This is a genomic window from Streptomyces sp. NPDC107528, from assembly GCF_055639295.1.
In genome coordinates this window covers 555,541-578,212 of record NZ_JBVKAV010000003.1, presented here as the reverse complement: position 1 = coordinate 578,212, position 22,672 = coordinate 555,541, and the positions used below count along the sequence as shown (strand labels likewise).

Annotated in this window: 18 protein-coding genes and 2 pseudogenes; 14 read left to right on the top strand and 6 right to left on the bottom strand. The window is 70.5% G+C overall.

What is annotated here, in order from left to right:
* Positions 1-12: 12 nt before the first annotated feature.
* The gene (locus tag ACZ7L5_RS12460; RefSeq protein WP_471516559.1) at positions 13-1,638 is read right to left on the bottom strand and encodes an ABC-F family ATP-binding cassette domain-containing protein; all 1,626 of its coding nucleotides are present in this window, start codon (positions 1,636-1,638) and stop codon (positions 13-15) included.
* A gap of 315 nt (positions 1,639-1,953) precedes the next feature.
* A complete protein-coding gene (gene ssgD / locus ACZ7L5_RS12455; protein WP_328877949.1) occupies positions 1,954-2,370 on the bottom strand; it encodes a spore wall synthesis regulator SsgD in 417 nt (138 codons plus the stop codon).
* A 261-nt stretch (positions 2,371-2,631) separates the two neighbouring features.
* Between ssgD and ACZ7L5_RS12450 the strand changes: the two genes are divergently transcribed.
* Both ACZ7L5_RS12450 and ACZ7L5_RS12445 read left to right on the top strand, forming a co-directional pair.
* On the top strand, positions 2,632-3,735 hold the full coding sequence (locus ACZ7L5_RS12450) for a WD40/YVTN/BNR-like repeat-containing protein (protein WP_471516558.1): 1,104 nt from the start codon (positions 2,632-2,634) through the stop codon (positions 3,733-3,735).
* 47 nt (positions 3,736-3,782) lie between these two features.
* Positions 3,783-4,109, top strand: a complete 327-nt coding sequence (locus ACZ7L5_RS12445; RefSeq protein ID WP_328877947.1) for a plasmid stabilization protein — start codon at positions 3,783-3,785, stop codon at positions 4,107-4,109.
* Positions 4,110-4,112: 3 nt separating this feature from the next.
* Here the strand turns inward: ACZ7L5_RS12445 and ACZ7L5_RS12440 are convergent, their stop codons facing one another.
* Positions 4,113-4,409, bottom strand: coding sequence for a YciI family protein (locus ACZ7L5_RS12440; RefSeq protein WP_471516557.1), 297 nt, complete (start codon positions 4,407-4,409; stop codon positions 4,113-4,115).
* Between the two features lie 62 nt (positions 4,410-4,471).
* Between ACZ7L5_RS12440 and ACZ7L5_RS12435 the strand changes: the two are divergent.
* Both ACZ7L5_RS12435 and mmpA read left to right on the top strand, forming a co-directional pair.
* Positions 4,472-5,155: pseudogene (locus tag ACZ7L5_RS12435) on the top strand (endonuclease V); the annotation flags it as partial.
* Between the two features lie 540 nt (positions 5,156-5,695).
* Positions 5,696-5,842, top strand: a complete 147-nt coding sequence (gene mmpA, locus ACZ7L5_RS12430; protein ID WP_328877944.1) for a morphogenic membrane protein MmpA — start codon at positions 5,696-5,698, stop codon at positions 5,840-5,842.
* A 25-nt stretch (positions 5,843-5,867) separates the two neighbouring features.
* On the opposite strand, the gene ACZ7L5_RS12425 is transcribed toward mmpA, so the two are convergent.
* Positions 5,868-7,049 carry a saccharopine dehydrogenase family protein gene (locus ACZ7L5_RS12425; protein WP_471516556.1) on the bottom strand — a complete coding sequence of 394 codons (1,182 nt, stop codon included), beginning with the start codon at positions 7,047-7,049 and terminating at the stop codon, positions 5,868-5,870.
* Between the two features lie 91 nt (positions 7,050-7,140).
* On the opposite strand from ACZ7L5_RS12425, the gene ACZ7L5_RS12420 reads away from it, so the two are divergent.
* The 6 genes and pseudogenes from ACZ7L5_RS12420 (at position 7,141) to ACZ7L5_RS12395 (ending at position 14,207) form a co-directional block, all read left to right on the top strand.
* Positions 7,141-7,524, top strand: a complete 384-nt coding sequence (locus tag ACZ7L5_RS12420) for an MmcQ/YjbR family DNA-binding protein (RefSeq protein WP_328877942.1) — start codon at positions 7,141-7,143, stop codon at positions 7,522-7,524.
* 135 nt (positions 7,525-7,659) lie between these two features.
* Positions 7,660-8,826 carry a CaiB/BaiF CoA transferase family protein gene (locus ACZ7L5_RS12415; RefSeq protein WP_471516555.1) on the top strand — a complete coding sequence of 389 codons (1,167 nt, stop codon included), beginning with the start codon at positions 7,660-7,662 and terminating at the stop codon, positions 8,824-8,826.
* A complete protein-coding gene (locus tag ACZ7L5_RS12410; RefSeq protein WP_471516554.1) occupies positions 8,823-9,965 on the top strand; it encodes an acyl-CoA dehydrogenase family protein in 1,143 nt (380 codons plus the stop codon). Before ACZ7L5_RS12415 ends, ACZ7L5_RS12410 begins: the two co-directional genes overlap by 4 nt.
* Before the next feature lie 45 nt (positions 9,966-10,010).
* Positions 10,011-11,225, top strand: coding sequence for an acetyl-CoA C-acetyltransferase (locus tag ACZ7L5_RS12405; protein ID WP_363042954.1), 1,215 nt, complete (start codon positions 10,011-10,013; stop codon positions 11,223-11,225).
* Positions 11,226-11,259: 34 nt separating this feature from the next.
* Positions 11,260-13,437, top strand: a complete 2,178-nt coding sequence (locus ACZ7L5_RS12400) for a 3-hydroxyacyl-CoA dehydrogenase NAD-binding domain-containing protein (protein ID WP_471516553.1) — start codon at positions 11,260-11,262, stop codon at positions 13,435-13,437.
* Between the two features lie 99 nt (positions 13,438-13,536).
* Positions 13,537-14,207: pseudogene (locus tag ACZ7L5_RS12395) on the top strand (SDR family NAD(P)-dependent oxidoreductase).
* Here the strand turns inward: ACZ7L5_RS12395 and ACZ7L5_RS12390 are convergent.
* Positions 14,184-14,915 (bottom strand): MerR family transcriptional regulator, encoded by a 732-nt coding sequence (locus tag ACZ7L5_RS12390; protein ID WP_471516552.1) that lies wholly within the window; start codon positions 14,913-14,915, stop codon positions 14,184-14,186. The pseudogene ACZ7L5_RS12395 and the gene ACZ7L5_RS12390 overlap by 24 nt on opposite strands.
* A 230-nt stretch (positions 14,916-15,145) precedes the next feature.
* Here ACZ7L5_RS12390 and ACZ7L5_RS12385 point away from each other — a divergent pair, with 230 nt between their 5' ends.
* A complete protein-coding gene (locus ACZ7L5_RS12385; RefSeq protein ID WP_471516551.1) occupies positions 15,146-16,612 on the top strand; it encodes an amino acid permease in 1,467 nt (488 codons plus the stop codon).
* A 165-nt stretch (positions 16,613-16,777) separates the two neighbouring features.
* Positions 16,778-17,647: a PfkB family carbohydrate kinase gene (locus tag ACZ7L5_RS12380; protein ID WP_471516550.1), complete on the top strand. Its 870-nt coding sequence runs from the start codon at positions 16,778-16,780 to the stop codon at positions 17,645-17,647.
* A gap of 14 nt (positions 17,648-17,661) precedes the next feature.
* Here ACZ7L5_RS12380 and ACZ7L5_RS12375 read toward each other — a convergent pair whose 3' ends face one another.
* Positions 17,662-19,155, bottom strand: a complete 1,494-nt coding sequence (locus ACZ7L5_RS12375; protein ID WP_471516549.1) for a M1 family metallopeptidase — start codon at positions 19,153-19,155, stop codon at positions 17,662-17,664.
* A 207-nt stretch (positions 19,156-19,362) separates the two neighbouring features.
* Here ACZ7L5_RS12375 and ACZ7L5_RS12370 point away from each other — a divergent pair, with 207 nt between their 5' ends.
* Together ACZ7L5_RS12370 and ACZ7L5_RS12365 are read left to right on the top strand one after the other, a co-directional pair.
* A complete protein-coding gene (locus ACZ7L5_RS12370; protein ID WP_471516548.1) occupies positions 19,363-21,321 on the top strand; it encodes a Xaa-Pro dipeptidyl-peptidase in 1,959 nt (652 codons plus the stop codon).
* Entirely contained in the window at positions 21,318-22,589 is a 1,272-nt protein-coding gene (locus ACZ7L5_RS12365) for a M14 family metallopeptidase (protein WP_471516547.1), read from the top strand. Before ACZ7L5_RS12370 ends, ACZ7L5_RS12365 begins: the two co-directional genes overlap by 4 nt.
* Positions 22,590-22,672: the final 83 nt, after the last annotated feature.

The window sequence follows — 22,672 nt, the reverse complement described above, 5'->3', positions numbered from 1 at the left end:
ATGCAGTCGAAGCTAGGCGGGATACCCGACAGCTTCTGGCGTGATTTCCCTCAGTTCTCCGTCCTCCACCATCAGCCAGCGCGTGATGCCGATCGACTCCAGGAACGGCAGGTCGTGACTGGCCACGATCAGCGCCCCCTCGTACGACTCCAGGGCCGAGGTGAGCTGTCGAACGCTCGCCATGTCCAGGTTGTTCGTCGGCTCGTCCAGCATCAGCAGCTGCGGCGCGGGCTCGGCGAGCATCAGAGCGGCCAGTGCCGCCCGGAAGCGTTCGCCACCGGACAGCGTCGCCGCCTTCTGGTCGGCCCGGGCGCCCCGGAACAGGAAGCGGGCCAGCCGCGCCCGGACCCGGTTGTTGGTGGCGGCCGGCGCGAACCGGGCCACGTTCTCGGCGACGCTCAGCTCGCCGTCCAGCACGTCGAGCCGCTGCGGCAGGAACCGCAGGGGCACATGGGCCTGCGCCTCGCCGGATACGGGCGACAGCTCCCCGGCGATCGTCCGCAGCAGCGTCGTCTTGCCCGAGCCGTTGCGCCCGATCAGCGCGATCCGCTCCGGTCCACGCAGATCGAAGCCACCGGCGACACGCGCGCCGTACGCGAGCTCCAGGTCCATCAGCGTGAGCACGGTGCGGCCCGGCGGTACGGCCGTGTACGGCAGGTCGACGCGGATCTCGTCGTCGTCCCGCACGGCGTCCACCGCGTCGTCGAGCCGCTCCTTCGCCTCGGCGAGCTTCTCCTCGTGCATGATGCGGTGCTTGCCTGCGGACTCCTGCGCCGCCCGCTTGCGCGCCCCCATGACGATCTTCGGCTCGCGCTTCTGGTCCCACATCTTCTGTCCGTACCGCCTCCTGCGAGCCAACTTGACCTGGGCGTCGACGAGTTCGCGCTTCTGCTTCTTCAGGTCGGCCTCGGCGACACGCACCATGCGCTCGGCCGCCTCCTGTTCGGTGGCGAGCGCCTCCTCGTAAGCCGAGTAGTTGCCGCCGAACCAGGTGACCTCGCCGGAGCGCAGATCGGCGATCTGGTCGACGAGCTCCAGGAGTTCGCGGTCGTGGCTGACGACCACCATCACCCCAGGCCAGGACGCGACAGCCGCGTACAGCCGCCTGCGCGCGTACAGGTCGAGGTTGTTGGTGGGCTCGTCCAACAGCAGGACGTCCGGGCGGCGCAGCAGCAGTGCGGCCAGCCGCAGCAGCACCGACTCGCCGCCCGACACCTCACCGATCGTGCGGTCCAACTCGATGTGTGCGAGCCCGAGTTCACCGAGGGTGGCGAGGGCGCGTTCCTCGACGTCCCAGTCGTCGCCGACGGTCTCGAAGTGCCGCTCTGCCACGTCACCCGCCTCGATGGCGTGCAGTGCGGCTCGCCGGTCCGCGATGCCGAGCGCCTCGTCGACCTTCAAGCCGGTGTCGAGGGTGACGTTCTGCGGGAGGTAGCCGACCTCGCCCGCGACGCGTACGGCGCCGTCGGCCGGGGCGAGCTCACCGGCGATCAGCTTCAACAGGGTTGATTTCCCTGATCCGTTGATGCCGACGAGGCCGGTCCGGCCGGGGCCGAACGCGACGTCGAGGCCCTCGAAGACGGGGCTGCCGTCGGGCCAGGTGAAGGAAAGTGACGTACAGGTGATGGAAGTAGACATACGGGCCTCCGCGGATGCTCGAAGCGATCAAGGGCAAACGCGTTTCGAGACACCGGCGACCGACGGGAGGCCTCGGGAGGGTATGAGAAAAGCCCTGTTCCGGAGGACGGCTCGAATGCCGAGGTCGCACGCTGCGCACACACACTTCAGGTGTGTGACGCGGTGTCTCAGGACCTCAGACGAGCATCGTCCTTCTCCAATCGACGGCAACAGGACCGCTGTAAACCGTAGGAGGGGACAGGGAGGGTGTCAACGCAATTAACGCGCCGCAGGCCAGGCGGCGCGTTCGGAGTGGTACGCCCGGGGGAGTGCGCCTCAGCAGGCGTCCCGCATCAGCTCCGCCAGGTCGTGGTCCAGGTCCAGCTGGAGGTGCTCCAGACCGAGCGGCACCAATTCGCTCGTGGACTGCAGGAAGCGACGGATCTCGCCGGAGCGGATGTGCACGACGGCGGTGCCCTCGGGGGCGTGGAACTCCAGGACCGTACGGTCGTAGCCGTACGGCCGCACGCGGACGTCGCCGTGGCCCTCGGGTGCCTCGAGGCCGGCCACGAGCAACTCGCGGCTGAAGGTCCAGCAGACCTCCACGCCCTCCAGCGTCGCCGGGGCCGGGAAGGTCATGCGCACGGCGAACGGGTCGCTGCGGTCGTAGTGAAGGGTGGCCGGAATGCTCGGCATCCGCGGCGCGGCGGCGACGAGACGGGCCTCGACGGGCTGCTCGATTACGGTGGACAACGCCTTGCTCCCTTGTGACGGCTGGACGAACATCCGGGCGGACGCGACGGGCACTGGTAGAGACGACGGAATCAGCCAATCCGTGCACACGAACGGCGAGTGACCTCTGTCACCGCCTTCATGCACGGGAGTGGTGCGTTCGCCCTGCAGTGCCGGGAAAGTCACCTGTGGTCGTGTGTCGTCGTCTGCTCTCGTCCGTGGTCCGTGTGGTGGGCGTGGCCATCTGGACGGCGCGGTGGCGGTCGGCTAGCTTCGCCCGCCATGAGGCGTTCGGGGAGCACGCGACGGGTTGGGCGTACGTTTCGGACAGTGGCCGCGGGGGTGGCCTGCGGGGCCGCGCTGGCCGCGCTGACGGCCGTACCGGCACAGGCGCACGGGCCGCAGAGCCGGGCGCCGCACTGGGAGGCCAAGGACAGCGGTACGCCCGAGGTGCGTTTCCGGGGACTGTCCGCCGTCAGCCGGAACACCGCGTGGCTGGCCGGAACCGGGGGGACCGTTCTGCGCACCGGCGACGGCGGCGCGAGCTGGCGGAACGTCTCGCCGCCCGGCGCCGCCGAGTTGCAGTTCCGGGACATCGAGGCGTTCGACGGGCGCCGCGCGGTGGTGCTGGCCATCGGGGAGGGCGAGGCGTCCCGCGTGTACCGCACGGACGACGGCGGCGCGACCTGGACCGAGTCCTTCCGCAACACCGACGCGCGGGCCTTCTACGACTGCATGACCTTCTTCGACCGCCGCCACGGTCTGGCGATGAGCGACCCGGTGGACGGCAGGTTCCGCATCCTGTCGACCGGCGACGGCGGCCGCTCATGGAAGGTGCTGCCCAGTGCCGGCATGCCCGCGGCCCAGGAGGGCGAGGCCGGCTTCGCGGCGAGCGGGCAGTGCCTGGTGAGCGCCGGGCCGAAGGACGTCTGGCTGGCCACCGGCGGGGCCGCACGCGCGCGTGTGCTGCACTCCCGCGACCGGGGGCTGACCTGGACGGCCGCCGACTCGCCGATCCCGGCGGGCGATCCGGCGCGTGGCGTCTTCGCCCTCGCCTTCCGCGACCGCACGCACGGCCTCGCGGTCGGCGGTGACTACCGCCCCGAGCAGGCATCCCCGCAGGCCGCCGCCCGCACCGGCGACGGGGGCGCCGGCTGGCAGCCCGCCGCGCTGCCGGTGCGGGCCTACCGCTCCGGCGTCGCCTGGCTCCCGCACAGCCGCAGCGCCGCCCTCGCGGTCGGCCCCACCGGCACCGACCTGACGACCGACGGCGGGCGCACCTGGCGGACCGTCGACACCGGGTCGTACGACACCGTCGACTGCACGCCGGACCTGGGGTGCTGGGCGGCGGGCGAGAAGGGCCGGGTCGCGCGGCTGGAGAGCTGACGGCGGAAAGTGGGTACTCGGGCGCGGAGTGCGAGAGGAGTGCCCCCATGCCACGCGGTTCGAGCCCCAAGCGGGAACGGCAGTACGAGCACATCAAGCAGAGCGCCCAGGACCGGGGCGAGAGCACCGGGCGAGCCGAGGAGATCGCGGCACGCACGGTGAACAAGGAGCGCGCCCGCTCCGGCGAGTCGAAGACCGCCAGCCGCACGTCCACCCAGGACATGTCCTCCGGCAAACGGGGTGGGCAGCGGTCGGGCAAGGGCTCCCAGGGGCCCACCTACGACCAGCTCTACGAAGAGGCCAAGCAGCGCAACATCCGGGGCCGTTCGGACATGAACAAGACCCAGCTCAAGCAGGCGCTGGGCAACAAGTGAGGCTCAGTCCGGCGTCTCGCGGTACCGCTGGAGTTCCGGCGCCGTCTTGGTCGCGTAGAACTCGGTGATCCGGTAGGCGCAGACCCCGGCCACCACGAACGGATCGGTCGCGGCGATCTCCTCGATCAGGGCCCGGTCCCCCGCGACGGCGAGGATTACCCCGCCGTCGCGGGGGTTCTTGCGCCCGGACGCCAGGAAGTGGCCCTTCGCGTACTGCTCGTCGAGCCACGCCACATGCGCCTCCAGCACGGCGTCGACGGCCTCGATCGGTGCGGTGTACGTCAGCTCAAGCACGAACATGATCGCGAGCCTACCCCTGGGCCCACGGCGACGGGCTCCCTCGCCGTACGCTCGTGCCCACCATGACGACCGTACGCATCCCCGCGGGCTGGCCCGCGACCGAGGCAGCGGCCCGCGCCGTCCAGGACGAGCTGAGGGAAAGGGTGGTGCTCGACGAGCCGGGGCCACCGCCCGGCTCCGGGCATGTGACCGGCGTCGACGTGGCCTACGACGACGAGCGGGACGTGGTGGCGGCAGCGGCGGTCGTGCTGGACGCGGCAACCCTGGACGTCGTCGCCGAGTCCACGGCCGTCGGCCGGATCTCCTTCCCGTACGTCCCCGGCCTGCTCGCCTTCCGCGAGATCCCCACGGTGCTGGCCGCCCTCGACGCCCTGCCCTGCCCGCCCGGCCTGGTCGTCTGCGACGGCTACGGTCTCGCCCACCCCCGCCGCTTCGGCCTCGCCAGCCACCTCGGCGTCCTCACCGGCCTGCCCACGATCGGCGTCGCGAAGAACCCGTTCACCTTCACGTACGACGACCCCGCCCCCACGCGCGGATCGTCCGCGCCCCTCCTGGCCGACGACGAGGAGGTCGGCCGAGCCCTCCGCACCCGCACCGCGGTCAAGCCGGTCTTCATCTCGGTGGGCCACCGCGTCACCCTCCCCAACGCCTGCGCCCACACCCTGGCACTGACCCCCGAGTACCGCTTGCCGGAGACGACGCGGAGGGCGGATGCGTTGTGCCGACGGGCCTTGAAGCAGGCGACCGGTACGAGGCCGGAACTGGTGGCCCGGGCAGCGGCGGACCCCACCCGGTCCTGGGGTCGGACCCTGTTCGAGCGCCAGGCCGATCCGGTCACCTGGGCCGGCCGTGTGCTCGCGGCGGCAGCGGAGGGCACGCGCAGGACGCCGGAGATCGAGGCCGCTCTGGCCCTGGCGACCGACCGCGACCGATGGAGCCGAGGCCGCGAGCTGTTCGACCAGATTCGTGGACGCGCGACAGCGCATGAAGGGCGCCTCACGGCGGAGCAGGAAGCCCTCCTCCGTCTCGCCGAGTTGGTGGGCAAGCTGGCCCACAACGCGGCCGGTCCGCCGCCGTTCTTCGACCACCACGTCGGCTGGCAGGTCGGGCCCGTGGCCGTCGGTCTGGCCACGGGCGCGCGTGATCGCGCTGTGCGCGACCGGATCGCCGACGCGTTGGGGGAGTGGCCGCCGCAGGAGCCGACGGCCTGAGCGAGCGGACTGAGTACCCCGACTGAGTATCCGCACGGATGTGGCCGACCCACAGCACTGGGCAGGCTGAGCCCCATGGCAACGCACCGCTCCCCCAAGCCCCTCGCCGACCCAGACCGCCCCGTCGAGCGTGCCGTGACGGCCGCGCTGGTACTCGCCACGCTGGCCGGGCTCGGCTGGATCGTCGGGATGATCTACACGATCGCGGGGTGGCCGCTCTAGGTGGGGGGACGGTTGCGGGGTCGGTTCAGCGGGTGGCGGCCACCCGGAAGGTGATCCCCGCCGACCGCAGCCGCTCGATCAGGGCGTCGCCCATCGCCACGGCTGTCGTGACCTGCCCGGCCGTCGGCGGCAGGTCGTCGAAGGCGAGGGACAGGGCTCCCTCGGCGAACATCTTCGCCGTCTCCCCGTACCCCGGGTCCCCGCCCGACACCTCGGTGAAGACCCGCCGGCCGCCGCCCTCTCCCACGAAGCGGACGGAGAACCAGCTCTTCGCGCGCTTCTCCGGGCCGGGCCCCTCGCCCGGCTTGAGCCGGTCGGACAACCAGCGCCGGGCGGGCGGAAGTTGGGCGGCCGTGAAGAGCCCGCCCATCGCCGCGACACCGCCGAGTGCGATCGGCAGATGCCGTACGGCGGCGTAGTGGCGGTAGCGGAAGTCGGGGCCGTAGACATCGAGGGCCCGCGCGGACCGCTTGACGACCTGCGGGTCGATCGTCGGCAGCGGCACCGCCCACGCGCCGACCTCCTTGGCGAACCGCGGCGCGCCCGTCGGAGCCTGGGCCCGACGCCCCATCAGCCGCGGCTCGTGCCGGGCACGGTCACGCGCGGCGGCCAGCATCTGACGCCCGCGCGCGAACTGGTTGAGCGCGGAGGCGAACGTGCCACCCGAGAAGGTCGCATCGACGGTCACGAACCCGTCCACCGTCAGCGGCACGCCCTCAGGCAGTTGCTGGACGGTGAAGTACGCGCCGAGGTCGTGCGGGACGGAGTCGAAACCGCAGGCGTGCACCAGCCGCGCACCCGTCTCACGCGCGCGTGCGTCGTGCCGGACGTACGTCCGGTCCACGAACTCCGGCTCACCCGACAGGTCGAGATAGTCGGCGCCGGTGTCCGCGCAGGCCGCCACGAGGTCCTCGCCGTAGGTCACATACGGGCCCACCGTCGTGGCCACCACGCGCGCCTGCTCGGCAAGAGCGCGCATCGAGGCCGGATCGGAGACGTCCGCCTCCAGCAGCCCGACCCCCTTGCCGCCGTCCGGCAGCCGGTCGCGCAGCCGCTCCAGCTTCTCCTTGCTGCGACCTGCGATCGCCCAGCGCAACCCCTCGGGCGCATGCGCGGCCAGGTACTCCGCGGTGAGAATCCCGACGAATCCCGTCGCTCCGAAGAGCACGATGTCGTACGGGCGATCCGTCCTGTCCAGCCTGGTCATGACACCCCTCGGTCTCGCAGCACGCGCCGTTGTCGGTGGCCGAGGCTAGCGTGAGGGGTGCGGAGCCCGACGACGAGCCCGGAGGTTAGCGGTGGCCGTGCCCAGGACTGCCCTGAAGAAGTGGGAAAAAGTACGCGAGTTCGCCCTCGGGATGCCGGGTGCCGTCGAGGAGTTCCCCTGGGGCGAGACGGTCGCGAAGGTCAACAAGAAGGTGTTCGTCTTCCTCGGCGTCGCCGACGGCAGCTATCCGATGGGCGTCACCGTGAAGCTCAAGGACGAGTCGGCCCACGCCCACGCACTCACATGCCCGGGCGCCGAGCCCGCCGGATACGGCCTGGGCAAGGCGGGCTGGGTGAGCATCCCGCTGGAGCAGAAGGGCGCCCCGGCGGCGGAGCTGCTGTGCGACTGGGTGGAGGAGAGCTACCGGGTGATCGCGCCGAAACGGCTGATAGCGGAGCTGGACGGGCGCGACTGACCGACAGGACGGTGACCGGTCGGGTGACCGGCCGGTAAATTGGCTAAGCGCTTGCTCGTCAGGTCTTGTGTCCGCTGGAACACGTTCTTAGCATCACTGGTGTTACATCAGTTGTGTCACGCCAATGGGGGCAGGATGACAACGGCACCGACGCCCGGGCACGGCCCGCTCACCGGCGTGCGCGTGGTCGAGCTGGCCGGCATCGGGCCCGGCCCCTTCGCCGCCATGCTCCTGGCCGACCTGGGCGCCGACGTCGTCCGCGTGGACCGGCCCGGCGGCACGGGACTCGCGATCAACACCGAGTACGACATCACCAACCGCAACAAGCGCTCCGTGATCGTCGACCTGAAGTCCGCCGACGGCGCGGCCCGCGTCCTCGACCTCGCCGCCCGCGCCGACATCCTGATCGAGGGCAACCGCCCCGGCGTCGCCGAGCGCCTGGGCGTCGGCCCCGAGGCCTGCCACGCCCGCAACCCCCGCCTCGTCTACGGCCGCATGACCGGCTGGGGGCAGGAGGGGCCGCTCGCCCAACGCGCCGGCCACGACATCGCGTACATCGCGCTCACCGGCACCCTCGGCATGATCGGCAGCCCCGACGAACCCCCGGCGGTCCCCGCCAACCTGGTCGGCGACTACGCCGGCGGCTCCCTCTACCTCGTCGTCGGCGTCCTCGCCGCCCTCCACCACGCGCGCGCGACCGGCTCCGGCCAGGTCGTCGACGCCGCCATCGTCGACGGCACCTCCCACCTCGCCGCGATGATCCACGGCATGCTCGCCGCCGGCGGCTGGCAGGACCGGCGCGGTGCGAACCTCCTGGACGGCGGCTGCCCGTACTACGGCACCTACGAGACCGCCGACGGGCGGCACATGGCCGTCGGCGCGCTGGAGCCGCAGTTCTACGACGAGTTCGTGACGCTTCTGGAGATCCCCGAACACGCCGGCGCGCGCAAGGACTGGGCCCGCTGGGGCGAGCTGCGCGAGGCGGTCGCGGCGCGCTTCAAGGCCCGAACGCGGGACGAGTGGACGGCCGTGTTCGAAGGAACCGACGCCTGCGTGGCACCCGTACTGTCCCTGCACGAGGCCCCCCACCACCCGCACCTGGCGGCCCGCGGCACCTTCACCGACCACGGCGGCATCACCCAGCCCGCCCCCGCGCCCCGCTTCTCCGCGACACCCACCGCCGTACGCACCGGGCCCGCCCAGCCCGGCGCCGACACCGCGGACGTGGCACGCGACTGGGACGTACCCGACCTGATGAAGGGCCTCGATGTGGAGGACGCCGGTATGAAGGGCCACGAATGAAGCGGCAGATCTTCGCCCCCGAGCACGACGCGTTCCGCGCGACCGTGCGCAGCTTCCTGGCCAGGGAGGTGCAGCCGTACTACGAGCAGTGGGAGAAGGACGGCATCGTCTCCCGGGACGCCTGGCGCGCGGCCGGAAAGCAGGGCCTGCTCGGCTTCGCCGTGCCCGAGGAGTACGGAGGCGGCGACACCCCCGACTTCCGCTACAGCGCCGTCCTCGCCGAGGAGTTCACGCGCGCGGGCGCCCCGGGCCTCGCGCTCGGCCTGCACAACGACATCATCGGCCCGTACCTCACCTCGCTCGCCACCGACGAGCAGAAGCGGCGCTGGCTGCCCGGCTTCTGCGACGGGACGCTGATCACGGCCATCGCCATGACCGAACCCGGCGCCGGCTCCGACCTCCAGGGCATCCGCACCCACGCCGAGGACCGCGGCGACCACTGGGTCCTCAACGGCTCCAAGACGTTCATCTCCAACGGCATCCTCGCCGACCTGGTGATCGTCGTCGCGAAGACGACCCCCGAGGGCGGCGCGCACGGGCTGTCGCTGCTCGTCGTCGAGCGCGGCATGCAGGGCTTCGAGCGCGGCCGCAATCTCGACAAGATCGGCCAGAAGGCGCAGGACACGGCCGAGCTGTTCTTCCACGACGTCCGCGTGCCCAAGGAGAACCTCCTCGGCGCGCTCAACGGCGCCTTCGTCCATCTGATGACGAACCTCGCGCAGGAGCGGCTGAGTATCGCGGTCTCCGCGATCGCCGCGGCCGAGCACCTGCTGGAGATCACCACCGACTACGTCAAGGAACGCGAGGCCTTCGGCCGGCCGCTGGCCACCAAGCAGCACGTCCGGTTCGAGATCGCCGAGATGGCCACCGAGTGTGCCGTCACCCGCACCTTCCTCGACCGCTGCATAGCGGACCACGACAACGGCGAGCTCGACGCCGTGCACGCCTCCATGGCCAAGTGGTGGGCGACCGAGCTGCAGAAGCGGGTCGCCGACCGCTGCCTGCAATTGCACGGCGGCTACGGCTACATGAGCGAATTCCCGGTCGCCCGGGCCTTCACCGACGGCCGTATTCAGACCATCTACGGCGGGACGACCGAGATCATGAAGGAGATCATCGGCCGTTCCCTGCTGGGCTAAGGCTCTTTCCTGCTCGGCTGACCCTCATCCCCGAAAGGCTTCCCAGTGAGCACCGAAGCGTACGTGTACGACGCGATCCGCACCCCGCGCGGCCGCGGCAAGGCGAACGGCGCCCTGCACGGCACCAAGCCGATCGACCTGGTCGTCGGCCTCATCCACGAGCTCCGCGACCGCTTCCCGACCCTGGACCCGGCCGCGATCGACGACATCGTGCTCGGCGTCGTCGGCCCGGTCGGCGACCAGGGCTCCGACATCGCCCGCATCGCCGCGATCGCCGCCGGGCTGCCGGACACGGTCGCGGGCGTGCAGGAGAACCGCTTCTGTGCGTCGGGCCTGGAGGCGGTGAACATGGCTGCCGCCAAGGTCCGTTCGGGCTTCGAGGACCTCGTCCTCGCGGGCGGCGTCGAGTCGATGTCCCGGGTGCCTATGGCCTCGGACGGGGGCGCCTGGTTCAACGACCCGATGACCAACCTCGCCGTCAACTTCGTGCCGCAGGGCATCGGCGCCGACCTGATCGCCACCATCGAGGGCTTCTCGCGCCGCGACGTCGACGAGTACGCGGCGCTCTCCCAGGAGCGGGCGGCGACGGCCTGGAAGGAAGGCCGCTTCGACCGCTCCGTCGTCCCGGTGAAGGACCGCAGCGGCCTCGTCGTCCTCGACCACGACGAGCACATGCGCCCCGGCACCACCGCCGACTCCCTCGCCAAGCTGAAGGCGTCCTTCGCGGACATCGGCGACCTGGGCGGCTTCGACGCCGTCGCCCTGCAGAAGTACCACTGGGTCGAGAAGATCGACCACGTCCACCACGCGGGCAACTCCTCCGGCATCGTCGACGGTGCCTCGCTCGTCGCGATCGGCAACAAGGAGGTCGGCGAGCGATACGGCCTCACCCCGCGCGCCCGCATCGTCTCCGCCGCGGTCTCCGGTTCCGAGCCCACCATCATGCTCACCGGCCCCGCGCCCGCGACCCGCAAGGCGCTCGCCAAGGCCGGACTGACCATCGACGACATCGACCTCGTCGAGATCAACGAGGCCTTCGCGGCCGTCGTCCTGCGCTTCGTGAAGGACATGGGCCTGTCCCTGGACAAGGTCAACGTCAACGGCGGCGCGATCGCCCTCGGCCACCCGCTCGGCGCGACCGGCGCGATCATCCTCGGCTCGCTCGTCGACGAACTGGAGCGCCAGGACAAGCGGTACGGCCTCGCCACGCTGTGCGTGGGCGGCGGTATGGGCATCGCCACGATCGTCGAGCGCATCTGACCCCCTCCCGACGGATCACACGGAGCACCTCCACATGAGCACTGAGTCCACCACCATCCGCTGGGAACAGGACCGCGCCGGCGTCGTCACGCTGGTCCTCGACGACCCGAACCAGTCCGCGAACACCATGAACCAGGCGTTCCGCGACTCCCTCGCCGTGATCACCGACCGGCTGGAGGCCGAGAAGGACACCATCCGCGGTGTCATCATCACCTCCGCCAAGAAGACCTTCTTCGCCGGCGGCGACCTGCGCGACCTGATCCGGGTCACCCCGGACACCGCGCAGGACCTCTTCGAGGGCGGCATGGCGATCAAGCGCCAGCTGCGCCGCATCGAGACCCTGGGCAAGCCGGTCGTCGCCGCGATGAACGGCGCCGCCCTGGGCGGCGGTTACGAGATCGCGCTCGCCTGCCACCACCGCATCGCCCTCGACGCGCCCGGCTCCAAGATCGGCTGTCCCGAGGTCACCCTCGGCCTGCTCCCGGGCGGAGGCGGCGTCGTCCGTACCGTCCGCCTCCTCGGCATCGCCGACGCCCTGCTGAAGGTCCTCCTCCAGGGCACCCAGTACAACCCGCAGCGCGCCCTGCAGAACGGCCTGATCGACGACGTGGCCGCCACCCAGGAGGAACTGCTGGCCAAGGCCCGCGCCTTCATCGAGACCCACCCCGAGTCGCAGCAACCCTGGGACCGGCCGGGCTACAAGATCCCCGGCGGCACGCCCGCCAACCCCAAGTTCGCGGCGAACCTGCCCGCGTTCCCCGCCAGCCTGCGCAAGCAGACCAACGGCGCCCCCTACCCGGCCCCGCGCAACATCCTCGCGGCCGCCGTCGAGGGATCCCAGGTCGACTTCGAGACCGCGCAGGTCATCGAGGCGCGCTACTTCGTGGAGCTGGCGGCCGGCCAGACGTCGAAGAACATGATCCAGGCGTTCTTCTTCGACCTCCAGGCCGTCAACTCCGGTGCCAACCGGCCCGGCGGCATCGAACCCCGCAAGGTCCGCAAGGTCGCCGTGCTGGGCGCCGGGATGATGGGCGCGGGCATCGCCTACTCGTGCGCCCGCGCGGGCATCGAGGTGGTCCTGAAGGACGTGGCGCTGGAAGCCGCAGTCAAGGGCAAGGGCTACTCCGAGAAGCTGTGCGCCAAGGCGGTCTCCCGGGGCCGTACGACGCAGGAGAAGGCCGACGCGCTGCTGGCCCGCATCACGCCGACGGCCGACCCGCAGGACGTGGCCGGCTGCGACGCGGTGATCGAGGCCGTCTTCGAGAACCCCGAGCTCAAGCACAAGGTCTTCCAGGAGATCCAGGGCATCGTCGAGCCGGACGCGCTGTTGTGCTCCAACACCTCGACCCTGCCGATCACGGTGCTCGCCGAGGGCGTGGACCGCCAGGCCGACTTCGTCGGGCTGCACTTCTTCTCGCCCGTCGACAAGATGCCGCTCGTCGAGATCATCAAGGGCGAGCGGACGGGCGACGAGGCGCTGGCCCGCGCCTTCGACCTGGTCCGGCAGATCAACAAGACGCCGATCGTCGTCAACGACTCCCGCGGCTTCTTCACCTCCCGCGTCATCGGCCACTTCATCAACGAGGGCGTGGCGATGGTCGGCGAGGGCATCGAGCCCGCGTCGGTGGAGCAGGCGGCGGCCCAGGCGGGTTACCCGGCCAAGGTGCTGTCCCTGATGGACGAGCTGACGCTCACCCTCCCGCGGAAGATCCGCAACGAGTCGAAGCGGGCCGTGGAGGAGGCGGGCGGCGTGTGGGCGTCCCACCCCGCGGAAGCCGTCATCGACCGCATGGTCGACGAGTTCGGCCGCGAGGGGCGCAGCGGGGGAGCGGGCTTCTACGACTACGACGCGGACGGCAGGCGGGCGGGCCTGTGGCCGGGCCTGCGCGAGCACTTCACCCGCGAGGGCGCGCAGATCCCGTTCCGGGACATGCAGGAACGCATGCTGTTCTCCGAGGCCCTGGACACGGTCCGGCTCCTGGAGGAAGGCGTCCTGACGTCGGTCGCCGACGCCAACATCGGCTCCATCTTCGGCATCGGCTTCCCCGGCTGGACCGGTGGTGTCCTGCAGTACATCAACGGCTACGAGGGCGGCGTCGCCGGTTTCACGGCCCGCGCACGTGAGCTGGCGCAGCAGTACGGCGACCGGTTCACGCCGCCGGCGCTGCTGGTGGAGGAGGCGGAGAAGGGCGAGCGCTTCGGGGACGCGTGACGCCGGGGGCGGCGGGGAGTTCCTCGCCCCGCCGCCCCAAGGCCCATTGGGGAGCAAGGCCCCCTTGCCCAGTTCCTGACGGCTCATCACACTCGCCTCATGGAGACGCGTACCGCCCTGGTGACCGGAGCGGCGCAGGGCCTCGGGCAGGAGTTCGCCGTCGCGCTCGCCGGGCGCGGCTACCGGGTCGCCGGTCTGGACCTCGTCCCGCAACCGGAGACCGCCGGCAAGATCCTGGACTACGTGGAGTTGACGGCCGACGTCACCGACGAGACGCAGGTGCGCCGGGGACTGGAGCGCGTCATCGACCGGTTCGGCACGCTGCACGTCGTCGTCAACAGTGCCGACGTCCAGCCCGCGAACCCCTTCGAGGAGACGTCGGTCGAGGAGTGGCGCCGGATCATGCGCGTCAACCTGGAGGCACCGTTCCTAATGACCGCGCCGCGCTGCCGTACCTGAAGGCGGCCGGCCGGGGCCGCGTCGTCAACATCGCCTCGGCGGCCGTGCTCACCGCCCCGCCCACGATGGTCCCGTACGTCGCCTCGAAGATGGGACTGATCGGCTTCACCCGCTCGCTCGCCGCCGCCGTCGCGTCCTACGACATCACCGTCAACGCCATCGCGACCGGCCTGGTCCGCGACCGGCACACGGTGCCGAGGGCGCAGACGCCGTCCGACCTGGTCTCGACGCTGCTGTACGTCGTCGACGAGGGCAGCGGCTTCCTGACCGGGCAGACACTCAACGTGTCAGGCGGATCGGCCTTCATCTGAGACGCCGCCCAGCCAGTCCCGCAGCTCCTCGCGCAGCGACCGCTGAAAGGTCGTCAACAGGGCCTGCACCACCAGAGGTTGCATGTGCGCGGACAGCGACTTCACGTCCTGTGCCGCGCGTTCCGAGACCTCCCCGCGGAACAGCTGCGCCAACTCGTGCGCGGCGGCACGCGAGTGCTCGATGAGAACCTTGCGCGCCGCGAGGATCGCCTCCTGCGACAGCGGTACGTCCAGCAGCCCGACGCCCAGCCGCAGCAGTCCCAGGTCGACGCGATAGTCGGCACCGTCCTCGCCGCCGCCGTCCGGCTTCACCACGCCCATCGCGGCCAGCCGCTCCACGTCGTCGTCGCCGAGCGCCCGCCCCGCCCGCCGCTCCAGCTCCGCCCGCGAGACCGTCTCCACCGCCTCCGGCGCCCACGAGGCCACCACGGCCCGGTGAATGGCGAGGTCATGGGCGTCCAGATCCGGCGGCAGTTGCTGCACATACCGCTCGATCGCCGCGAGCGTCATGCCCTGCTGCTGCAACTCCTCGATGAGCGCCAGCCGGGCCAGGTGCTCGCGCCCGTAGTGGCCCACCCTGCGCGGACCCAGCACCGGAGGCGGCAGCAGCCCTTTGGTTCCGTAGAACCGCACCGTGCGGACCGTCATGCCCGCCCGCGCGGCCAGCTCGTCGATCGTGAGGGTCGTCTCCTCGGTGCCGGTCGTCATGTGCAGCAGTATCGCTGTCTCACCGGTGCTGTGACACCTCCGGCGACTCGTGGGGCGGGGCGGGACCGCCGTGTGAGAAGTAACGCTGTGTGACGTGCGCCACCGCGTGAGCCGGGTTCTCTGGGGGAAGGTGAGCCCTTGGTCTGTGCACTTATCGAGGGCACAGGCCATACGTACGTCCGGCCGCCCGAGCGCAATCCGCTCGGGCGCACCAGAGATTGGTACCACCCGTGAGCAAGGACGCCGTGAATACGGCAGTGGCCGCACCCCGCACCGACGCGGCCCAGGTGCCCGCGGATGCGGGCGACGCCGGTTACAGCAAGGACCTCAAGGCCCGCCACGTCAACATGATCGCCATCGGCGGGGCCATCGGCACCGGCCTCTTCCTCGGCGCCGGCGGCCGCCTCCACAACGCGGGCCCGGCGCTGGCGATCGCCTACCTGGTCTGCGGCATCTTCGCCTTCTTCGTGGTGAGGGCCCTCGGCGAGCTCGTGCTCTACCGCCCCTCGTCCGGCTCCTTCGTGTCGTACGCTCGCGAGTTCCTCGGTGAGAAGGGCGCCTACGTCGCCGGCTGGATGTACTTCCTGAACTGGTCGACGACCGGCATCGCCGACATCACCGCGATCGCGCTCTACACGCACTACTGGAGCCTGTTCACCGACATCCCGCAGTGGGTGCTGGCCCTGATCGCCCTGGCGGTGGTCCTCGCGGTGAACCTGATCTCGGTGAAGATCTTCGGCGAGATGGAGTTCTGGTTCGCGATCATCAAGGTCGCCACGCTGGTGGCCTTCATGTTCGTCGGCATCTTCCTGCTGGCCACTCAGCAGGAGGTGGGCGGCACGACGCCCGGCCTGAGCGTGATCACCGACAACGGCGGCGTCTTCCCGCACGGCTTGATGCCCGTCGTCCTGGTCATGCAGGGCGTGATCTTCGCGTACGCCGCCCTGGAACTGGTCGGCGTCGCGGCGGGCGAGACCGCCGAGCCGGAGAAGGTCGTCCCGCGCGCCGTGAACTCGATCATGTGGCGCGTCGGTGTCTTCTACGTCGGCTCGGTCGTCCTGCTGGCCCTCCTCCTGCCCGGCTCGGTGTACTCGGCCGACCAAAGCCCGTTCGTCACCGTGCTGTCGAAGATCGGCATCCCAGCCGCGGGCGACGTGATGAACCTGGTGGTCCTGACGGCGGCGATGTCCTCCCTGAACTCCGGCCTCTACTCCACGGGCCGCATCCTGCGCTCCATGGCGATGGCGGGTTCGGCCCCGAAGTTCACGGCCCGCATGAACCGCAGCCAGGTGCCCTACGGCGGCATCCTGCTCACCTGCGCGGTGTGCGTCCTGGGCGTCGGCCTGAACTACCTCATGCCCAGCCAGGCCTTCGAGATCGTGCTGAACGTCGCCTCCCTCGGCATCATCTCGACCTGGGTGATCATCATGATCTGTCACCTGATCTTCGTCCGCCGCGCCCGGGCGGGCCTGGTGGACCGACCGCACTTCCGCCTCCCCGGCAGCCCGGTCACGGAGATCGCCACGATCGTCTTCCTGCTCGCCTGCCTCGGCATGATGTGGAACGACCCCGAGGTCGGCCGCAAGACCCTCCTTCTCATCCCGGTGATCGCCGCGATGCTGGTCGCAGGCTGGTACGCGATCCGCCGCAGGGCGGCCCGCGCGGAGGACCAGGAGCTGACCGAGCTCACGAAGTAATCCGAAGGCCGTTGTCAGAGGCGGCCTCTACGGTGGCGTCATACCGGAGATCACGTATGTCCGGGGTGACGCCACCGTTGCGTTGGGCATGATCGCCCCAAGGGGGCGGTACGACCATGGGGGGCCGGAGTTGAGCCGAGACACCGACGTACGGGCGGCGCCGGCGTGGACACCATCGTGTACGTCCCCGAGCTGCCACTCCCGTACGCCGACAGCTACATGATCGACTCAGGGATCCGCACCCGCGCCGGACAGACCGGGGACTTCGTGGCCGTCGGTCTGAGCAGCCTCGGCCTGCGCACCCACCACGTCGACTTCCTCGGCGAGGACCCCGAGGGCGACCTCGTCCGCGCCCTGCACCGCGAACACGGCATCGCCCTCACCGCGATCCCGCAGCCCGCCGGCACCAAGCGCGCGGTCAACCTGGTCGGCCCGGACGGCAGACGGCTGTCCCTCTACGACACGAGCCGCGGACACGCCGAGGACCGCCTGCCGGAAGAGACGGTCCGGGCTCTCGCCGACGCGAGCCGCCATGCCCATGTCTCCATCACCCAGCCGTGCGCCCACGCACTGCCGCTCCTCCGCGAGGCCGGTGTCACGCTCTCCACCGACCTCCACAACTGGGACGGCGAGAACCCGTACCACGAGCCGTTCGCCCACGCGGCGGACGTCGTGTTCCTCTCGACGGCCGCCCTGGACGACCCCGAGCGGACCATGCGCCGAATCGCCGAGAAGGGGAGGGCCGAGGTGGTCGTGGCCACGGCCGGAGCCGAGGGCGCCTACCTGCTGACCGACGGCGAGCTGAGTCACGTCCCGCCGGTCCGGCCCCCGGCCCCAGTGGTCGACTCGAACGGCGCCGGCGACGCCTTCGCCGCCGCCTTCCTCTACGGCAGGCTCACCGGCGAGCCACCGCACCGATGTGCTCTGTACGGCGCGGTGGCCGGCGCCCATGCCTGCACGGTGCCGTCGACGCGGACGGCACCGATGGGCAGGGAAGAACTCATCGAGCGCGCAGCCGCATTCGAGGGTTCATAGGACGCCCGACGACGTCAGTGCTGGTGCACGCCGTTCGTCGCCGCGATCTTCTTCCAGGACTTCGGCTGTACCGGATCCGCGCCCGACCTGGCGATGGACGCCGCGCGTGCGGTCGGCGCGGCCGGCTTCGACGGCTCGAACAGCCATGTGTCGAAGAGCGCTGCCAGAGGCTGCCCGGACACCTCCTCGGCGTACCGCTGGAAGTCGGCCACCGACGCGTTGCCGTAGGCGTACTTCTGCGTCCAGCCCTTGAGGATGGCGAAGAACGCCTCGTCCCCGATCTCGTTGCGCAGCGCCTGCAGGGTCAGCGCACCCCGGTCGTAGACGGCGATGTGGAACTGCTTCTCCGGCCCCGGATCCCCGGGCTTGACCGACCAGAACGCATCGTCGGCCGCACGCGAGGCGTACACGTAGTCGGCGATCTCCTGCGCCGTGCCCTCACCCTCGTGCTCCGACCACAGCCACTGTGCGTAGCGGGCGAACCCCTCGTTGATCCAGATGTCCTTCCAGTCCTTCACGGACACCAGGTCGCCGTACCACTGGTGGGCGAGCTCATGGACGACGACGTTGGTGTTCACCCCGTTCGCGAAGTTCGCCGGGCTGTAGAACGGCCGGGTCTGCGTCTCCAGCGCGTACCCGGTGTTCGTGTTCGGCACATACCCGCCGAGGGCGTTGTAGGGATACGGCCCGAAGTACCCGGTCAGCCAGTCGGCGATCTCCCCGGTCCGCTCGATGCTCGCCCGCGCCGCGCCGTAGTTGGCGCCCAGGTCCTTGCTGTAGGCGTTGATGACCGGAATGCCGCTCTCGCTCGTCCCCGTCGTCACGTCGAACTTGCCGACCGCGAGCGTGGCGAGATAGGTCGCCTGCGGTTTGTCGGAGCGCCAGTTGTAGCGGGTCCAGCCCAGGCGTGAACTCGTCGACTGCAGCGTGCCGTTGGAGATGGCCTGCGTGCCGTCCGGGACCTGCACCGAGACGTCGTACGTCGCCTTGTCGAGCGGGTGGTCGTTGCTGGGGAACCACCACCAGGCGGCCTCGGGTTCGTTCGCCCCGACTCCGCCGTCCGCAGTGCGGTGCCAGCTGGTGAAGCCGTACGCCTTCTTCGACGACGGTACGCCGCGGTAGCGCACGACCACCGTGACGTCCGTGCCCTTGGCCAGCGGCTTCTTCGGCGTGATCTCCAGCTCGTGCTCGCCCGAGGTTGCGAACGACGCCTTCGCGCCGTTGACCCGGACCTCGCTGACGTCCAGCAGGAAATCAAGATTGAACCGGGACAGATCCTGCGTGGTCTTCGCCAGCAGGGTCGCCGTCCCCTCCAGCTCGTCCGTGGCCGGCTGGTACTTCAGCCGGAGGTCGTAGTGGGAGACGTCGTATCCGCCGTTGCCGTAGGCCGGGTAGTAAAGATCGCCGATGCCCGGAGCGCCGGGGGAGTGGCTCGCCGCCGAGGCCGGGATCGCCAGCATCAGCGAGGCGGCCGCGAGTGCGCCCGGCGCCATGAATCTGCGGTGCACGAAAGCTCCAAGTCGTAGGGGCCCGAAGTCTGTCCGGAGCCTATTCACCACCTGTGTCACGAGTGTGTCCATGACCACTGCTGTCACACGATCGCCATTCGGCCGACATGAATCCACTCGCCCGGCAGACGTTTATCGGCCACGAAGACCTCACACACCATCAGTCGCCCCCTTCTGCACGAGAGTTGACCGATGTACCGTCCGCGCATGCCGAAACGCATGCGCTTCACGATCTGGAGACCGCTCGCGACGGTGGCCGCAGCGGCGCTGACGGCCACGTTCCTCTCGCCCGCGACGGCGCACGCCGCCCCGCGGGAGAGCAAGCCCGTGTACTCGTACGACAACGCCATCCGCGAGGCCGTATGGGTGGACACGGGACTCGACGACGACCGCGACGGGAAGAACGACCGCGTCGCCGTCGATGTCGTCCGGCCCCGGGAGCCGGCGGCCCAGGGCCGCAGGATCCCCGTCATCATGGACGCCAGCCCGTACTACTCGTGTTGCGGGCGAGGCAACGAGAGCCAGAAGAAGACGTACGACGCCGACGGCGACGTCGTCGGGATGCCGCTGTTCTACGACAACTACTTCGTGCCCCGCGGCTACGCCTTCGTCGGCGTCGACCTCGCCGGCACCAACCGCTCCGACGGCTGCGTGGACGTCGGCGGCCGCTCCGACGTCCTCTCCGCGAAGGCCGTCGTCGACTGGCTGAACGGCCGCGGCAAGGCGTACACGACCCGCACCGGCACGACCAAGGCCAAGGCGACCTGGACCAACGGCCGCACCGGCATGATCGGCAAGAGCTGGGACGGCACCATCGCCAGCGGCGTCGCCGCAACCGGCGTCGAGGGCCTGAGGACCATCGTCCCGATCAGCGCCATCTCCTCCTGGTACGACTACTACTTCCAGCAGGGCGCCCCGCTGTACGACTCCGGCCCCGAGTGGCTCTCCGACTACGTCAACAGCCCCGACGCCCGCGCCAAATGCGGGGCCATCCAGCAGAAGCTCGTCGACGGGGCCCCGCGTACCGGGGACTGGACGCCGCTGTGGACCGAGCGTGACTACGTGAAGGACGCGCGCAAGGTCAGGGCGAGCGTCTTCCTGATCCACGGCATGCAGGACCTCAACGTCCGTATGAAGCACGTCGGCCAGTGGTGGGACGCGCTGGCGAAGAACGGCGTCGAGCGCAAGATCTGGCTCTCCCAGACCGGCCATGTCGACCCCTTCGACTTCCGCCGCGCCGAGTGGGTCGACACCCTGCACCGCTGGTTCGACCACGAGCTCCTCGGCTACGACAACGGCATCGACCGTGAGCCGATGGCCGACGTCGAGCGTCACCCCGACCAGTGGGCCACCTCGAAGGTCTGGCCGCCGCGCGGCACCGACCCGACCACCCTGCGCCCCGCCAAGGGCACCGAGGCGGGCGTCGGCACCCTCGGCCTGCGCAAGGGCAAGGGCACCGAGACCTTCACCGACGACCCGCAGCACAGCGAGACCGACTGGGCCGCGAACATCGACCGGACCACCCCGGACAAGGCGGGCTTCGTCACCGAGCCGCTCACCCGCGACCTGCGCCTGTCCGGCTCGTCCGAGGTCACCGTCACCGCGACCCCGACCACCTCGACGGCCCACCTCTCCGCCGTCCTCGTGGATCTCGGCCCCGACACCATCCGCGACTACGCGGCGAGCGGCGAAGGCATCACCACCCTGACCGACCGCACCTGCTGGGGCGCGAGCACCACCGGCGACAGCGCCTGCTTCAAGGAGACGCAGGCCAAGACGGCCGACGTCGGCCACACCGTCGTCAGCCGAGGCTGGGCCGACCTGGGCAACCACGCCTCCGACCTGGAGGGCGCGCCGCTCACCCCGGGCAAGGCGTACACCATCACCGTCGACCTGGCGGCCACCGACCACGTGGTCCCGGCCGGCCACCGCCTCGCCCTGATCGTCGCGGGCACGGACAAGGACCTGATCGACCCTCCGCCGACCAAGCCGACGCTCACCCTCGATCTCTCCCGTACGAAGGCCCGCGTCCCGCTGGTCGGTGGCGCCCACGCCTTCGCACGCGCCACGGCGGGTGCCGTCCTTGCAGCTCCCGAGGCCGCGCCGCTCGACGGCCTGAGCGCACCCCGCACCACCACTCACCGCATCCCGGAGGGAGGCCAGTGATCCGCACCCGAGCCGTCACCCTGGTCGCCGCGGCCCTCGCCGCATCCATCGTCGCCATACCGGCCCACGCCGCCGACTCCGCGCCCCGCACCGGCTTCGAGAAGTCGAACGGCGCCCGCTGGACCAGTCAGCCCGAGGAGCAGGACTTCCTCGCGGCCGTCGACAAGGCGAGCAACAAGGTCTCCGTCACCCGCATCGGTACGACGAAGCAGGACCGCCCGCTCCAGCTCGTCCGGATCGGCACCCGCCCCACCCCGAACAAGGTGCTGCTGATCTGCAGCCAGCACGGCGACGAACCTTCCGGCCGCGAGGCCTGTCTGTCCACCGTCCGCGATCTGGCCTGCGCGAAGGACCGGCAGACCCGGCGCTTCCTGGAGCGCACCACCCTGCTGGTGGTGCCCACGGCCAACCCCGACGGCCGGGCCGCCGACACCCGCGGCAACAGCGACGGCGTGGACGTCAACCGCGACCACCTCGCACTCCAGACCGCCGAGGGGCGCGCCATGGCCGCGGTCATCCGCGACCAGCGCCCCGACGTGATCTACGACCTCCACGAGTACGGCGCCACACCCCCGTACTACGACAAGGACCTGTTCGACCTGTGGCCGCGCAACCTCAACACGGACGCCCGCGTCCACGACGAGGCGCAGGCCCTCTCCGAGTCCTACGTGCGCCCCACCGCGTCCGGAGCCGGTTACTCGACCGGTACGTACGGGATCTGGACCGACCCCGTGACGGGCGAGCCGATCAAACAGGTCGCCGGTGACGGGCAGGAACGCATCCTGCGGAACATGTCCGGAGTGAAGCACGCGCTGGGGCTGCTGATCGAGAGCCGCGTCGATCCGCTGACCGAGGAGGAGAAGGCCGACGCGTCGCTCAACAACCGGCGCCGGGTGTACTCCCAAGTCGCCGCGCTGGACGGCCTGTTCGACTTCACCGACGCCCGTCGAGGACAGGTCGAGGTGGCGACCGGCCTGGCCAGGCTCGCGGGGTTCGCCGACACCGGACCCGTCTACATCGGCGGCGCCGACAACGACCCGGCGGAACCCGCCGAGGTGATCGCCGACCCGCCGTGCGGATACCGGCTCACCACCGACCAGTACGCGCAGGTCAAGGACGAGCTCGCGCTGCACGGAGTAAAGGCGAAATCGACCGCTACCGGGACGTTCGTCCCGCTTCGTCAGTCTTTGCGCGGCCTTGTCCCGCTACTTCTGGACGAGCGCGCTCCGTATCACCTGACTGCTGCTGAGCCGGACACCGACTGCTGAAACGGCTGCGATCGGCGGAATCTGTGGTAGGTCCTGGGAGACGACGTGGAGAGGGCGTATCCACGGTTTCCCGGGGAAGGTGC